Source organism: Alphaproteobacteria bacterium LSUCC0684, assembly GCA_041228335.1.
GTDB lineage: Bacteria > Pseudomonadota > Alphaproteobacteria > Puniceispirillales > UBA1172.
On record CP166130.1, the window covers coordinates 1,610,631 to 1,626,506 of the forward strand.

Annotated in this window: 14 protein-coding genes and 1 other RNA gene; 5 read left to right on the top strand and 10 right to left on the bottom strand. The window is 57.7% G+C overall.

Annotated features, from left to right (window positions below):
- Positions 1 to 51: 51 nt before the first annotated feature.
- The 4 genes from ilvC to miaA form a co-directional block, all read right to left on the bottom strand.
- Complete coding sequence (gene ilvC, locus AB8880_07685) at positions 52 to 1,071, bottom strand: ketol-acid reductoisomerase (GenBank protein XDZ64807.1); 1,020 nt, start codon at positions 1,069 to 1,071, stop codon at positions 52 to 54.
- Positions 1,072 to 1,097: 26 nt separating this feature from the next.
- Positions 1,098 to 1,637, bottom strand: a complete 540-nt coding sequence (gene ilvN / locus AB8880_07690) for an acetolactate synthase small subunit (protein XDZ64808.1) — start codon at positions 1,635 to 1,637, stop codon at positions 1,098 to 1,100.
- Positions 1,638 to 1,647: 10 nt separating this feature from the next.
- Positions 1,648 to 3,450, bottom strand: a complete 1,803-nt coding sequence (locus AB8880_07695; GenBank protein ID XDZ64809.1) for an acetolactate synthase 3 large subunit — start codon at positions 3,448 to 3,450, stop codon at positions 1,648 to 1,650.
- Between the two features lie 155 nt (positions 3,451 to 3,605).
- The gene (gene miaA / locus AB8880_07700) at positions 3,606 to 4,550 is read right to left on the bottom strand and encodes a tRNA (adenosine(37)-N6)-dimethylallyltransferase MiaA (GenBank protein XDZ64810.1); all 945 of its coding nucleotides are present in this window, start codon (positions 4,548 to 4,550) and stop codon (positions 3,606 to 3,608) included.
- Positions 4,551 to 4,586: 36 nt separating this feature from the next.
- On the opposite strand from miaA, the gene serB reads away from it, so the two are divergent.
- The gene (gene serB / locus AB8880_07705; GenBank protein XDZ64811.1) at positions 4,587 to 5,471 is read left to right on the top strand and encodes a phosphoserine phosphatase SerB; all 885 of its coding nucleotides are present in this window, start codon (positions 4,587 to 4,589) and stop codon (positions 5,469 to 5,471) included.
- A 125-nt stretch (positions 5,472 to 5,596) separates the two neighbouring features.
- Here the strand turns inward: serB and AB8880_07710 are convergent, their stop codons facing one another.
- From AB8880_07710 to hflK, 3 genes are all read right to left on the bottom strand, one after another.
- Positions 5,597 to 7,072, bottom strand: a complete 1,476-nt coding sequence (locus tag AB8880_07710; GenBank protein ID XDZ64812.1) for a DegQ family serine endoprotease — start codon at positions 7,070 to 7,072, stop codon at positions 5,597 to 5,599.
- Between the two features lie 104 nt (positions 7,073 to 7,176).
- Positions 7,177 to 8,049 (bottom strand): protease modulator HflC, encoded by an 873-nt coding sequence (gene hflC, locus AB8880_07715; protein ID XDZ64813.1) that lies wholly within the window; start codon positions 8,047 to 8,049, stop codon positions 7,177 to 7,179.
- A gap of 10 nt (positions 8,050 to 8,059) precedes the next feature.
- Positions 8,060 to 9,157, bottom strand: coding sequence for an FtsH protease activity modulator HflK (gene hflK / locus AB8880_07720; GenBank protein XDZ64814.1), 1,098 nt, complete (start codon positions 9,155 to 9,157; stop codon positions 8,060 to 8,062).
- Positions 9,158 to 9,337: 180 nt separating this feature from the next.
- Here hflK and AB8880_07725 point away from each other — a divergent pair, with 180 nt between their 5' ends.
- Positions 9,338 to 10,459: a P-loop NTPase gene (locus AB8880_07725; GenBank protein ID XDZ64815.1), complete on the top strand. Its 1,122-nt coding sequence runs from the start codon at positions 9,338 to 9,340 to the stop codon at positions 10,457 to 10,459.
- A 40-nt stretch (positions 10,460 to 10,499) separates the two neighbouring features.
- On the opposite strand, the gene AB8880_07730 is transcribed toward AB8880_07725, so the two are convergent.
- Together AB8880_07730 and AB8880_07735 are read right to left on the bottom strand one after the other, a co-directional pair.
- Entirely contained in the window at positions 10,500 to 11,036 is a 537-nt protein-coding gene (locus AB8880_07730) for a dihydrofolate reductase (GenBank protein ID XDZ64816.1), read from the bottom strand.
- A complete protein-coding gene (locus AB8880_07735; GenBank protein ID XDZ64817.1) occupies positions 11,036 to 11,830 on the bottom strand; it encodes a thymidylate synthase in 795 nt (264 codons plus the stop codon). Before AB8880_07735 ends, AB8880_07730 begins: the two co-directional genes overlap by 1 nt.
- Before the next feature lie 91 nt (positions 11,831 to 11,921).
- Here AB8880_07735 and ssrA point away from each other — a divergent pair.
- From ssrA to AB8880_07750, 3 genes are all read left to right on the top strand, one after another.
- Positions 11,922 to 12,294: a transfer-messenger RNA gene (gene ssrA, locus AB8880_07740) on the top strand.
- A 108-nt stretch (positions 12,295 to 12,402) separates the two neighbouring features.
- Positions 12,403 to 12,900, top strand: a complete 498-nt coding sequence (locus AB8880_07745; GenBank protein ID XDZ64818.1) for an SspB family protein — start codon at positions 12,403 to 12,405, stop codon at positions 12,898 to 12,900.
- 33 nt (positions 12,901 to 12,933) lie between these two features.
- A complete protein-coding gene (locus AB8880_07750) occupies positions 12,934 to 14,538 on the top strand; it encodes a fumarate hydratase (GenBank protein XDZ64819.1) in 1,605 nt (534 codons plus the stop codon).
- 18 nt (positions 14,539 to 14,556) lie between these two features.
- Here AB8880_07750 and glcF read toward each other — a convergent pair whose 3' ends face one another.
- Complete coding sequence (glcF, locus tag AB8880_07755) at positions 14,557 to 15,876, bottom strand: glycolate oxidase subunit GlcF (GenBank protein XDZ64820.1); 1,320 nt, start codon at positions 15,874 to 15,876, stop codon at positions 14,557 to 14,559.

A 15,876-nucleotide genomic window follows, 5' to 3' on the forward strand; every position in this document is an offset into this window, starting at 1 on the left:
AGCACCATGACGCGAATTTATCACGTTATGGCGCTGAATATATATGGAAACTTAGTTTTTGGATTTATCCACCAGGCGGTTTGCGCCAATCCATGGCATCATCCCGCGCAGGGTTTCACCCACGGCCTCGATCCGGTGATCGGCAGCATTTCGGCGCATCGCCTTGAAGCTGGACTGGCGGGCCTTGTTTTCCAGCATCCAGTCACGGGTGAAGCGGCCGGACTGGATATCATCGAGAATATCACGCATGGCCTGACGTGTCTCATCGGTGATCACCCGCGGGCCGGAGACATATTCACCATATTCCGCGGTGTTGGAAATGGAATAGTTCATGTTGGCGATCCCGCCTTCGTAGATGAGGTCAACGATGAGTTTGACTTCATGGAGACACTCAAAATACGCCATTTCCGGATCATATCCGGCATCAACGAGCGTATCGAAACCGGCCTTGATCAGCTCACACAGGCCGCCGCAGAGGACCGCCTGCTCACCGAAAAGATCGGTTTCGCATTCCTGACGGAAACTGGTTTCAATGACGCCGGAACGACCGCCACCAATGGCCGACGCATAGGAAAGACCAAGATCATGGGCATTGCCCGAAGCATCCTGATGCACGGCAAGCAGACACGGCACGCCGCCACCCTTGACATATTCGCCGCGAACCGTATGGCCCGGGCCCTTGGGGGCGATCATGATCACGTCAACGTCGCTTGCGGGAACGATCAGGTCAAAATGAACATTGAGGCCATGGGCAAAGGCGAGCGCGGAACCCGGACGCATATTGCCGGCAATCTCTTCTTCGTAGATCTCTGCCTGAAGTTCATCCGGCGTCAGCATCATGAGCAGATCTGCCCATCCGGCGGCTTCCTTGACCGTCATGACCTTGAACCCGGCTTCGACGGCCTTCTTCCGGCTCGACGATCCTTCGCGCAGGGCAACCGCAACTTCGGCAACACCGCTGTCCTTCAGGTTGGCCGCATGGGCGTGGCCCTGTGAGCCATAGCCGACAATACAGACTTTCTTGGATTTGATAAGATTGACATCGGCATCACGATCATAATAGACCCGCATTGATTTTCTCCTGATTAGATGGGGGTTCAGCCATCAGTCTTGAGACTGATCGGCATGTCAGCTATGGCACCGCGGGAAATCGCGGAAACGCCGGTACGCGCCACTTCCACTTCCCCAAGTGATGCCATCAGATCAACGAAAGCTTCTACCTTTGAGCTGCTTCCGGTAATTTCAAAGACAAAGGATTTCAGCGTGCTGTCAAGTGTCCGGGCACGGAACGTATCCGCAATCCTGAGGGCTTCGATGCGTTCATCCCCTGTATTCATGAGTTTGACCAGCGCCAGTTCACGTTCGATATGGTCGCCGCCGCTTGTCAGGTCCCGCACCAGATGCACCGGCACGATCCGGTTGAGCTGGGCTTTGATCTGTTCGATCACCATCGGGGTGCCCCGGGTGACGATGGAAATCCGGGAGATATGATGGACCCGGTCGACTTCGGAAACCGTCAGGCTTTCGATATTGTACCCGCGACCGGAAAACAAGCCGATCACCCGGGCCAGAACACCTGGTTCGTTATCAACAAGAACGGAAATCGTGTGCCGGGCTTCGGCCAAATTCTGCGACATTGTCATCTTCCTAAACCAGAACCATGCCTTCTTCGGAGACCGGTGCTGCCACCTTGTCCTGCGGCCCGAGAAGCATTTGATTATGCGCCGCACCCGACGGGATCATCGGGAAACAGTTTTCTTCCTTGGCAACACGGATATCGGCGAGAACCGGGCCGTTGGTTGCGAGCATTTCATCAATCACGCTGTCGAGATCATCAACGCTTTCCGCGCGAAGGCCGGTCATGCCAAAACAATCCGCAAGCTTGATGAAATCCGGCAGGGATTCCGAATAGCTTTCGGAATACCGCCCGCCATGGATCAACTCCTGCCACTGGCGGACCATGCCCATCCATTCGTTATTGATGATGAACACCTTCACCGGCAGATTGTACTGCGCGAGGGTTGAAAGCTCCTGCATGTTCATCATGAACGATGCTTCGCCCGAAATATCAATCACCAGCCCGTCCGGGTTGCCGATCTGAACCCCCATGGCCGCCGGAAGGCCGTAACCCATGGTGCCGAGCCCGCCCGACGTCATCCAGCGGTTCGGGTTCTCAAAGCCGAAATACTGCGCCGCCCACATCTGATGCTGGCCGACTTCGGTTGTCACGAAGGCATCCATGCCTTTCGTCTTTTCCCAGAGGCGGTGGATGGCATATTGCGGCTTGATGATCTTGTCGGACTGATCATATCCAAGGCAGTTGATCGACTTCCAGCTGTTGATTTTCTTCCACCAGGCGTCAAGCGCGGTTTTGTCCGGCGCAAATTTTATCGCCTTGAGTTCCTTGATCAGCATCTCGATCGCCTCACCCGCGTCGCCGACAATCGGCAGATCGACCTGAATGTTCTTGTTGATGGAGGACGGATCAATATCGATATGGATCCGCTTTGAGCCGGGAGAAAACTCACTCGTCTTGCCGGTCACCCTGTCGTCGAAACGGGCACCGATATTGAGCATCACATCGCAGTTATACATGGCCAGATTGGCCTCATAGGTGCCATGCATCCCCAGCATGCCGAGAAAATGGCTGTCCGATGCCGGCAGGGTACCAAGCCCCATCAGGGTCAGGGTTGTCGGAAATCCGGTAAGGGCTACAAGTTCACGAAGACGGTCGGAGGCTTTCGGACCGGCATTGATGATGCCGCCGCCGCCGTAGATCACCGGCTGCCTGGCCGAGGCCAGCATTTCCGCCGCCTCGCGGATCAATGCCTTATCGGGTGTTGTCCGCGGCTTGTAGCGGCGTGTCGTCTCCTCAACCCGGGCCGGGGTCAGGGTGACATCGGCAAGCTGGATATCCTTGGGCAGATCAACCACCACCGGCCCTGGCCGCCCGGTCGAGGCGACGTGGAAAGCCTCCCGCAGCGTGGCGCAGAGCCTGGTGCTGTCCTTGACCAGATAATTATGCTTGGTGCAGGGGCGGGTAATGCCCGTCGTATCGGCTTCCTGGAACGCGTCATTGCCGATCAGATGCGTTGGCACCTGCCCGGTCAGACATAAGACAGGGATCGAGTCCATGAGCGCATCGGTAAGCCCGGTCACGGCGTTCGTCGCCCCGGGGCCGGAGGTCACGAGAACGACGCCCGTCTTGCCGGTGGAGCGGGCATAGCCCTCGGCAGCGTGAACCGCCGCCTGCTCATGGCGAACCAGAACATGGCGGATCGCGTTGCTTTTGAAAATCGCATCATAGATAGGAAGGACTGCCCCGCCGGGATAGCCGAAAATGACCTCAACGCCCTCATCTTCCAGTACCCGGAGGATAGCCTCGGCGCCGGAAATGGTCATGGTCTCTGCCGCGGTATCGCTGGCGGTATTTTCGGTCTTGCCGGTCATGGCCTCGTCTCTCCTTAGCATACAAGCGTCATGTCTAAATCAATCCAAAAACAAAGCAAGCAAAACGCCTGGTCTCCCAGGGGTCATGCCTGCGCCGGATGATGCTGAATTTCAGTATCGTAATGATCTTGTTTTTTCATATGTGCCGCGTGACGTCAACCCTTAAAAACAACTTTTGACAAGATTTTATCAAAAAAACTTTCCGAATATTGCTCACCGAACCGGGATTTTTCACAAAACATGGCTGAAAACTGATGCCGGAACCAGGTGATCTGCCGTTTGGCGTAGCGGCGGGTGTCGCGGCAGGCAAGTTGGGCCGCCTCTTCCTGCGACAAGAGGCCCCGGGTGAACTCCAGCAGCGGCGGCAGGCCGACGGCTTTCATCAACGGCAGGGACGGATCAAGATCACGCGCGGCAAATCTTCTGGCTTCGTCAATCGCGCCGTTTTCCAGCATCCGGGGAAGGCGGGCGTCAATTCTGGCGTAGAGTTCCGCCCGCTCCGGCATCACCAGCACCGTCTGAAACGGGCCGGGCAGCGCGCCTTCGGGCGGGGCCTGCTGCAATTCGCTGAGCTTCTGGCCGGTGGCCATGGCGACTTCCATGCCCCGCACCAGCCTTTGGCTGTCGCCGTCCTCAAGCCGTCCGGCAAGGTCAGGGTCGTAGGCGGCCAGCTTTTCCCGAAAGGCCCTGCCCCCAAGTTCACGATGCAAGGCGGTGGCCTTGTCGCGGATTTCAGGCGGAATATCGGGAAGAGGCGTGATACCGGAAAGCGCCGCCCTTATATAAAGCCCGGTGCCGCCGACAAGTACCGGCACGCGCCCCCGGCCACGGATTTCAGCGACGGTCTTGCGTGTCATGTCGAGCCAGCGCGCCACCGAGCAGCGCTCGGCGCCATCAAGGACGGCATAATTGTGATGTGGCACCGCCTCTCTTTCCGCCATGGAGGGAACAGCGGTCAAGCAGGGCAGGTCACGATATACCTGCATGCTGTCGGCATTGACGATCTCGCCATCACCCCGCATCGCGAGGTTGAGCGCCAGCGCGGATTTACCGCTGGCGGTGGGGCCGGCAAGAATGATGACAGGGCGATTTTCTTCCATGGACATACCCTAGCCGATACGCCATAAGAAGTGATCATGCAATATGTCGCGATCCTCACCACGTCCGAGACCACCCCCCTGCCCGTATCGGCAGAGACAGATCTTGCCCGGGCGCTGAGCGCGCAAGGGGCGGAGGTCGGCGATGGCCACCTCCTCTGGCCCGGGCTTGCGGTTGAGATTCATATTGAGTGTAGATCACCGCTTAAAGGCGCGGAGCTCAACCTGCCCTTCCCGGCTGATATCAATATTCTGCCTTCGGCAGGGCGGCGGAAATCTCTCCTGATTGCGGATATGGACAGCACGATCATCACGTCGGAATCCCTTGATGATCTGGCCCGCCTCAGCGGCAAAGGTGACGACGTCGCGGCGATTACCGCCAGATCCATTCGCGGCGAACTTGATTTTTCCGCGTCCCTCATGGAACGGGTCCGGATGATTGGCGGCCAGCCCGACCACCTGATCCGGCAGATCATCAATGAGGTTGAATACACCCCCGGGGCCGAGGTTTTGCTGGCCACGATGAAAGCCCATGGCGCCCATGCGATCCTGGCATCGGGCGGATTCACCTTCCTGACACGGATCGTTGCGCAAAAACTCGGTTTTGATGAGCATTACGCTAATGAGCTTATCATCAGGGACGGGCTGATCACCGGTGAGGTTGCGCTCCCCATCCTTGACCAGAACGCCAAGGCGACACGTCTTGAAGTGGCGACACGCGAGCTCGGCCTCCGCCCGGATGACGTCGCCACGATCGGTGATGGCGCCAATGATCGGGGCATGACCATGGCAGCAGGGCTTGGCGTTGCCTATAGAGGAAAGCCGGCCCTTAAAGACGTGGCCGACGCCTGCCTTGACCACGCGGATCTGCGCGGCCTCCTGTGGCTGCAAGGATATGACAAGACCGAAATGGTGCTGCCCTGAGGCTTGCCTGAACACCCCCGGGCTGGGGCATGATCAGGTGATGGAAACTGCCCCCATGAACGAGAAGGGCGACCCGAAGACCGCCCTTTTCCTTATTCATGATCTGGCTTTGTGCCAGGGGGTGTCTATTCGAGGGGGATTGCGACAAACCGCTCCCGGCCGCCGCGACGAACCAGAAGAAGGACCGAGGATTTCTTCTGCTCCCGCGCTTCCCTGATGCCTTCGGTCAGATCCTTGACCATCATGATCTGGGTCTGGCCGATCCGCCGGATAACATCGCCCCTGGTAATTCCGCGTACCGCCGCCGGGCTTCCATCGACAACTTCGGTGACGATGACGCCGTTGAGCGGATTGCCGTTGACTTCCTCAGGCAACTCGTACTCCTTTCTTGCCGCATCATCGATCGGCGCGACAGAAAAGCCGAGGCTGGCGAAATCATGGGGGCTGTCCTGCCGCTGGACCCCGCCTGAAAGCAGGCCGTTCTTTTCCGCCTGTTCCAGCTCACCAAGGGTGATTTTCAGAGTCAGGGGCTTGCCTTCACGCAGGACATCGACCTCGACTTCCTTGCCGATCGAGGTCTCGGCGACAATGCGCGGCAGGCTACGCATATCCTCAATCACCTTGCCGTCAAAGCGCAGCACCACGTCACCGGCGCGGACGCCGCCCGCATCGGCGGGACCATCGGGATGAACCGATGACACAAGGGCGCCGTTTTCATTTTCAAGGCCAAGGCTTTCGGCGATATCCGGGGTGATTTCCTGAATGAAGACCCCGAGCCATCCCCGGCGGGTGCGGCCATATTCCTCAAGCTGGGTTACCACATTGCCGGCAAGATTGGAGGCAATCGCAAAACCGATCCCGACCGACCCGCCGGTCTGCGAGAAAATGGCGGTGTTTATCCCGACAACCTCACCATCAAGATTGAAGAGCGGGCCGCCGGAATTGCCGCGGTTGATCGACGCATCGGTCTGAATGAAATCATCATAGGGGCCGGAGCCGATATCCCTGCCCCGGGCAGAGACTATGCCCGCGGTCACCGTGCCCCCAAGACCAAAGGGGTTGCCGATGGCCAGCACCCAGTCCCCGACACGCAGCTTGTCGCTGTTCCCGAAGGATACCGCCTGAAGCTCCTTGCCCTTGGGATCGATCTTGAGCACCGCGATATCGGTCTTGGGATCGCGGCCGAGAAGTTCGGCATCATAGGTCTCATCGTTCCATAGCGTCACGCGGATTTCATCCGCTTCTTCGATGACGTGGTTGTTGGTAACGACAATTCCTTTCGGATCCACAATGAAGCCGGACCCAAGAGCCTGGGCCTGGCGCTTGCTGTCACGGTTGCGGAATTCTTCAAGAAAATCCTCAAACGGCGAGCCGGGCGGGAATTGCGGGAAATTGTTGTTCTGATTCTGAATAACGGTGGTGGTTGAGATATTGACCACCGCGGGGCTGAGCTGTTCGGCCAGATCGGCAAAACTTTCCGGGCGGTCCGCCGCGGATACGGGAATGATCCAGGCCACCATGAACAACATTGCCATCGTCCCGACCGCAAGACGCATCCGGGCAAAGGAAAATATATGGATTGGTGTCGTCAGTAGCATCATCTTCTCCTGATAATGACGTAATGCATATGTTTCGCCTGAAAAAATGGCAGGGATACGGCCATAATCAGTCATATCCCTGCGCAATTCGCCTGAAACCAGGCAGGTTATCTGGCTACGCCGGATTTATTGCCGAAGAAGCGGAAGAATTCGCTGTCCGGCGAGATCACAAGTGAGGTTCCATCCTGGCGGAAGCTTTCGCGATAGGCCTGCATGGACCGGTAGAAGGCGAAGAATTCCTCATCCTCGCCAAAGGCATCGGCATAGATACGGATGGATTTCGCGTCACCCTCACCACGTTCGATTTCGCTTTCGCGGCGGGCTTCAGCCAGCATAACTGTCCGCTGCTTGTCGGCATCGGCGCGGATTTTCTGGGCTTCTTCCTCACCGGTGGCGCGGAATTCCTTGGCTTCACGCTCACGTTCGGATTTCATCCGGTTGAAAATATTCTGGGACGTAGCATCGGGGTAGTCCGCACGCCTGATCCGGACATCGACAATCTCAAGCCCGAGGCTTTCCGCCGAAAGATTAACCTCCTCCCGGATGGAGCGGATAATCTCACTCCGGGCATCCGAGAGGATGCTGAGCAGGGTTTCACCCCCGAGCACACGGCGCACGGATGAGTCGATCATGGCATCAAGACGCTGTTCAACACCGCGAACATTCCGGACGGTCTGATAAAACAGCAGCGGGTCCATGATGCGGAACCGGGCATAGGTATCGACTTCAAGTCGCTTCTGATCGGCGAGGATGACTTCCTCGCTGTCGGAAGAAACCATGGAGAGTACCCGGTTTTCATAAAAGACGACGTTCTGGATAAAAGGCAGTTTCCAGTTGAGCCCGGGCTCCTGAATGGTTCGCTTGGGCTCACCAAACTGAAGCACAATACCCTGCTGGGTCTGCTCAACAACAAAAAGACTGTTGATACCGAGAAAACCAAGAACAACAAGAACGATAATCGAGACGGTAGATGTTTTCATGACGGGTTTCCTACGGGGTCTTCTTGTTGATTTCAGGAAGGGCGAGATACGGCACCACGCCAGGGCCACCTGTACCCTGATCGATGATCACCTTGTCGACATTGGAGAGAATTTCCTCAAGGGTTTCGATATAGATGCGTTCCTTGGTCACGTCCTTGTTGGCAAGATAGGCCGAATACACCTGACGGAAGCGTGACGCATCACCTTCGGCCTGGCTGACCACCTGGGCGGCATATGCCTCAGCTTCGGCAATGATGCGCGCGGCTTCACCTCGGGCCCGGGGCACGACATCGTTGCGGTAGGCTTCCGCCTCGTTCTTGAGCCGGTCCTTGTCCTGACGCGCACGCTGAACTTCGTTGAAGGCATCGATAACGTCACGAGGGGGATCGACGGCCAGAAGCTGCACCTCACGAACAATCACGCCGGCTTCGTATTCATTCAGCAGATCCTGCAGGCGGGTCTTGGCTTCGGACTGGATCTGCTGGCGGCCATCGGTGAGGGCAAACTGGATATCGACGCCGCCGACAATTTCACGCATCACGCTTTCAGCGGCAACCTTTGTCGTTTCTTCCGGATCGGCGAGATTGAAAAGGAACTGCCCGGCATCACCAATACGCCAGAAAACCACGAAATCAATATCAACGATATTCTCATCACCGGTGATCATCTGGCTTTCGGAAGGGATGTCACGGCGGGTATTGGCCCCGCCCCGGCCCAGATTCTGAAACCCGATATCGATACGGTTGTCGCGGGTGACCTCAGGGGTCAGGACGGTTTCTATCGGATAGGGAAGATGATAATGGAGGCCGGGCGACGTTGTTGCCGTCCATTCTCCAAAACGCAGGACCACGCCCTGCTGCTGCGGATTGACGCGGTAAAAGCCGGACAGAAGCCAGAGCGTAAAAAGCACAAGGAGAATAAGCTGGATCGTACGCTTGCTGCCGATACCGCCTGGAACCATTTTGGTGAAGCGTTCCCTGCCTTCGCGCAACACGTCATCGAATTCCGGGGGGCGATTGCCACCGAAGGGTGATCCTCCACCTGGCTTTTTCGGTCCACTTCCCCATGGGCCGCCGCCATCGCCATTTCCTTGATTGTTCCAGGGCATCTGTTTCTCCGCTTCTTGATCCTGCGACATGATGCACCGGCCGTGACAGCGAGTAAATCATATCAGAACCTTGTCATATCCTATCGCTCTTTACATATTTGTATTAAGACGGTTGATTTCAAGCACAATATCAAGCGAAGTTTTCGATTTTCAACAGGTTTTCCTTTTTCAGGGGCAGGCATGACACAGACACTTTCTCAAGAAGACGTACTCAAGGCGCTCTCCTCGGTTTCACTGGATGGCGAGGTGATTGACCTTGTCGCAAGAGGCCAGATTTCAGGAGTAATCATCAAGGAAGGTCATATCGGCTTCAGCCTTGAGATCGATCCCGCCGATGCCAGCGCTGCCGCGCCGCTGAAAAACGCCGCCGAAAGCGTGGTGCTTGCCCTGCCGGGGGTGCTTTCCGCCACCGCCATGCTCACCGCACACAGCAAGCCGAAGCCTCAAGGAGGCGAGGCGCCTTCCCAGGGGCACACGCATCAGGGGCATCACCATGGCGGCGAGAACGACATGCATCAGCCGGCAACGCATGTCATCGCCGTTGCCTCGGGCAAGGGGGGCGTGGGCAAATCCACCACCGCCATCAATCTGGCGCTGGCCTTCCAGTCCCTTGGCAAGACCGTGGCCATTCTGGATGCCGATATCTATGGCCCGTCCCTGCCCCGGCTGCTGGGGCTGAACCGCAAGCCCACCGCGGAAAACAACAAGCTGATCCCGCTTGATGCCTATGGGCTGAAAGCCATGTCCATCGGGTTTCTGGTCGATGAAGACGCGCCGACCATCTGGCGCGGCCCCATGGTCATGTCCGCGCTGGAACAGATGCTCCGGGATGTCGCCTGGGGCGAGCCGGACATTCTGGTGATCGACATGCCGCCGGGAACGGGCGATGCCCAGCTTACCCTGTCGCAGCGGGCGAAACTTGCCGGCGCGGTGATCGTTTCAACACCGCAGGATCTGGCGCTGATTGATGCCCGCAAGGGGCTGAACATGTTCCGCAAGGTCAATGTGCCCGTGCTGGGGATCATTGAAAACATGAGCTATTTCATCTGCCCGTCCTGCGGGGAGAATTCACCCATCTTCGGCCATGGCGGCGCCGAAGCGGAAGCCCGCAAACTCGGCCTGCCCTTTCTCGGCAAGATCCCGCTGGAGATGGAAATCAGGGCGACGGCCGATGCCGGCACGCCGATCGTCGCAAGCCAGCCGGAAAGCAGCCATGCCGAAGCCTACCGAAAGATAGCCGAAACCCTGCTCGCAAGCCTGCCGGAAAGCGCCAAACCAGCGCCGAGGATCACCATTAATTAATAGCCGGCAAATTAATGGCCGGGTGACGCGGGTATCTGCCCTATCGATACGGCTCAGGATGGAGGCGTTCGAGCGTCACATAGGCATAAGATGGCAAATCTCCTTCAGCCGGGATCGTCTCACGGCTGGTTTCCCGCCAGTCCGAAGAGATGATTTCAGGAAAGCGGGCCGCGCCTTCGGGGGAAAGATCAACCTCGGTGAGCTCAATCCTGCTGGTCTGGGCAAGAAACGTGCAGTAGATATCGCCGCCACCGAAAATGATGATCTCCTGCCCGCGTGATGCGTCTTCACCGATCCATTCCGCCGCTGCCTTCAGCGCCGCTTCGGCATCGTGAACGGGGATGACGCCTTCGGGATTAAAGTCAGGCGAGCGTGTCAGGACGATATTGGCCCGCCCCGGCAAGGGACGGCCGATGGACTGGTAGGTTCGCCGCCCCATGATAAGCGGCTTGCCCATGGTCAGCGCCTTGACCCGCGGCAGATCACCCGGCAGATGCCAGAGCAGTTTTTCCCCGTCGCCAATGACGCTATTCCGTGCCATCGCCACCACCGCCACCAAGGGATATTTCGCCCCCATCAGACCGAAACCCTTGCCGGAATATGGGGATGGGGATCGTAATCCTCGATGACGATATGATCGGCGGTGAAATCTTCAAGCCGGGCGGGCGGATCGACAAGTCGAAGCCTCGGCAAGGGCCGCGGCGAACGGGTGAGTTGCTCGCGCGCCACATCAAGGTGATCAAGATAGAGATGCGCATCACCCATGGTGTGAATGAAATCCCCGACGCCAAGGCCGGTCACTTCGGCCACCATATGTGTCAGCAACGCATAGGAGGCGATATTGAACGGCACCCCGAGAAAGACATCGGCGCTGCGCTGATAGAGCTGGCAGGAAAGCCGCCCCTCCGCAACATAGAACTGAAAAAGGGAATGGCAGGGCGGCAGGGCCATCCGGCCAACCTCGGGCGGGTTCCAGGCGGAAACGAGCAGGCGTCTGGAATCAGGGCTTTTCCTGATCATCTCGACAACATCGCCGAGCTGATCAATCTCGCGGCCATCCGGCGCCTCCCAGCGGCGCCACTGCTTGCCGTAAACCGGGCCGAGATCGCCATTCTCATCCGCCCATTCATCCCAGATCGTAACCCCGTTATCGTTAAGATAGCGGATATTCGTATCGCCGCGAATAAACCAGATCAGCTCATGAATGATCGATTTCGTATGCAGTTTCTTAGTGGTGAGAAGCGGAAACCCGTCCCGAAGTGAATAACGCGACTGCCAGCCGAACACCGATATCGTTCCCGTGCCGGTGCGATCTTCTTTTCTGGTGCCGTTTTCCAGTATATGACGAACAAGATCAAGATAGGCGTGCATGACAAAATCCACCTCGCGTTAAAGACCCAGTCTAGCGTGAGCCCCTACCGCCTGACCACCGAAAATTATGCCCAAGGTTAAATCTTCCGATGGTCTTGGAATTCCGTTCAATTGGGAGTATCATGCGGTCGTGCCGGTCGCACCGGCTATGACGATAAACGCATTATGAAATAAGCAGAGCGGACCCGGGGGCAGTGCCCGGCGCCTCCACCATATCAAGGCCGGCCCGAAATGGGTTGCGCCAAATCCCGAGGGGGCGAACCAGGATCGACGCATGTGGTAAAGATAATGTTTTCGTTCGGCATGGCACCACCGATATCGGGCCATTGAGTAGTTGCAAATGACAACACTGCTCCGGTTGCCGTTGCTGCTTAACAGCGGTTGCGATAACCACTTTTAAAGTCCAGTCAAGTTGAGCCTTGCTGGCGGGGTTTTGGGCGCACCTGGCAACAGAAGCGTCCTCTCTTGCCGGTGATGACGTTCTGGCGCAGTTCATGTGAAGATATCGTTTATGTCTGGTTGCATTGGTGATCTTGTGGTGGCAGACTAAAGATACGACACCGGGGGAAACCATGAGCGAAGGCAACAGTTTTACACCACAGATCAATTACGAATTGCTGGTTGAAACGGCCTTGCGGACCGTTGTCAGCTCGTCACTCAAGATCGTCGAGCAGAACGGCCTGCCCGGAAACACCCATTTCTATATCACTTTCCTGACCGAATACCCGGGGGTTGAAATCCCCGACCGGCTGAAAGAAAGCCATCCCGAAAAAATGACGATCATCATCCAGCATCAGTACTGGGATCTCCATATCGGGGAAAAGGATTTTTGCATCACCCTTTCTTTTGGAGGGCAACGCGAGAAACTCACCATCCCCTTCATGTCCATTCTGGATTTCAATGATCCATCCGTCGGCTTCGGGCTGCAGTTCGCCCATGAGGCCGACACCGAAGATGACCAGGAAGATCCGGATGCGCCAGGTGACACGGAAGATACCGCCGCCGACAACAGAGCGGAAAGCCAGGGGGCTGATGTCGTCTCGCTCGATACATTCCGCAAGAAAACCTGAAATTGCCACCCTAGAGATTTTGCAGGATCAAGCATGTCGTTCACCTATTCGCCCATGTTTCCCACCGCAGGCGCCGAAACCGAATGGGAAAAGATCACCGAAGATCATGTCAGGGAAGTCACCCTTGACGGAGAGACATTCCTGCGCGTTGACCCGGCCGGGCTGACGCTGCTGGCCGAGAGGGCCTTCAAGGATATCTCGCATCTTCTGCGGGCAGGCCATCTTGCCCAGCTCCGCGCCATCCTCGATGATCCGGAGGCTACCAGAAACGACCGTTTCGTTGCCCTTGAAATGCTCAAGAATGCGGTGATTGCGGCGGACCAGGTGCTGCCCATGTGCCAGGATACCGGCACCGCCATCATCAGCGGCACAAGAGGCGAGCGTGTCCTGACCGGCGGTGATGATGCCGAGGCGCTTTCACGAGGCGTCTACAACACCTATCTCAACAACAATCTGCGCTATTCCCAACTGGCGCCGCTGACGATGTTCGATGAGGTCAACACCCGCACCAATCTGCCCGCGCAGATTGATCTCTATGCCGGCAAGGGGCAGGAATATCATTTCACCTTCATCCAGAAAGGTGGAGGTTCGGCGAACAAATCCTTCCTTTTTCAGCAGACAAAGGCGCTGCTCAACCCGGACGGGCTGAAGACATTCATTGACGGCGCCATCCGCTCGCTTGGCACCGCCGCCTGCCCGCCCTATCACCTCGCGGTGGTGATAGGCGGCACCTCGGCCGAAACGACGATGAAAACAGTCAAGATGGCATCGGTGCGGGCGCTGGATTCGCTCCCCACCGAAGGCAGCGAGGCCGGACATGCCTTCCGTGATCTCAACTGGGAGGAAGAAATCCTTCAGATGACCCGAAAGATGGGCATAGGTGCCCAGTTCGGCGGCAAATATTTCTGCCATGATGTCCGGGTGATACGGCTCCCACGGCACGGCGCCTCCTGCCCTGTCGGGATCGGGGTAAGCTGTTCGGCAGATCGCCAGGCCATGGCCAGGATCACGAAGGACGGTATCTTCATCGAAAGGCTGGAACGTGACCCTGCCCGCTTCCTGCCGGATATCACCGTTGATGAGAAAGATGATGCGGTTGCGATCAACCTTAATCAGCCGATGAAGGATGTGCTGGCAACGCTTTCAGCCTACCCGGTCAAAACCCGGCTCAGCCTGACAGGCACATTGATCGTGGCCCGGGATATCGCCCATGCCAAACTGCTTGAACGGCTTGAGGAAGATGGCGACCTGCCTCAATATTTCAAGGATCATCCAGTCTATTACGCGGGCCCGGCCAAAACACCGGAAGGCCTGCCCTCGGGAAGTTTCGGGCCGACAACCGCGGGCCGGATGGATGCCTATGTGGATCGATTCCAGGCCGCAGGTGGTTCCATGATCATGCTGGCCAAAGGCAACCGCAGCCGGGCGGTGCGGGACGCCTGTAAAAAACATGGCGGGTTTTATCTCGGCTCCATCGGCGGGGCTGCCGCAAAACTGGCCATGGATGCGATCCGCCATGTCGACGTGCTGGAATATCCGGAACTCGGCATGGAAGCGGTATGGAAAATCGAGGTTGAAAATTTCCCCGCCTTCATCATCACCGACGACAAGGGCAACGATTTCTTCAGCCTGGACTGACCGGGACTTGAGCGATGTTCAGCTGGCGGATTTCAGGCCAGGCGTTTTCACGCCCGCAGGCTTCGGCCCGCCCGTGGCCCAGTCAAGCAGCTGCACCGTATGAAGGATGGGGGCGGTGCTTGCGCTTAATTGATTGATACAGCCGATATTGCCTGCCGCAACGATATCCGCCGCCGCCGCATTGATATTCCTGAGTTTCCTTGCCTTCAGCCTTCCGGCAAGCTCTGGCTGAAGGACGTTATAGGTTCCGGCTGAACCGCAGCAGAGATGGGATTCCGCGACTTCCCGCACCTCAAAACCTGCCCGGCGCAGAAGATCCTTCGGCGGGGTCCTGATCTGCTGGCCATGCTGAAGCGAGCAGGCGGCGTGATAGGCAACGCTGAGCCCTCGGCTTCGCTCCATATCCACCTCACCAAGGCCGATATGATCGAGAAATTCCGTGATGTCCATCGCCATCGCCGAAACCGCCGCGGCATCAGCGGCAAGACCCTCATCACTCGCGAAATGATCACCGTAGTCTTTCACCGTTGTGCCGCAGCCGGAGGTATTGATGATGATCGCATCGAGCCCGCCATCTCGTTTTTCATCGGCAAAGGCGCGGATGGTGGCTGCCATGGATTTTTCCGCTGAAACTTCATCACCGGTATGCTTGGCCACCGCCCCGCAGCAGGATGCCATCCGGCGCACCACCACCTCGACACCACGCCGATTGAGCAGCCGGATGGTCGCGGCATTGATGGACGGGTCGATCGCCCGCTGGGCACATCCGGCAAGAAGCGCGACGCGATGGCTCGGGGTGCCGCTTGCTGCCGGGTAGATCACATCCCGGCTTCCCACTTTATCAAGCCGCGGCATCCTTGCCGGCACCACATCAAGCATGGCCCTCAGTGACGACGGCAGAAAGACGCGGAAAGGCCGGGCAAGCCAGCCCAGCATCAGCATCACGTAAGCCCGGCCCGCATGGGGCAGAACCGAGACAAGCACCCGGCGACGAAGGTTTTCCGCCCATCCAGGGCGGCGCGCCTTGTCCGCATGGCGGCGGCCGATATCCACAAGATGCATGTAATCCACCCCCGAAGGACAGGTCGACATGCAGGAAAGACAGGTCAGGCAACGGTCAAGATGATGACCGGCTGTGTCGGCATTTTCAAGATTGCCTTCGAGCAGATCACGGATAAGCCAGATCCGCCCCCGGGGGCTGTCACGTTCATCCCCGGTTTCAACATAGGTCGGGCAGGTCGCCGTGCAGAAGCCGCAATGAACACATTTCCTGAGGATACTGTCGGCGCGGGCAATGTCAGGTTCTTTCAGCTGGCTTGTGGTGAAATTCGTCTGCAT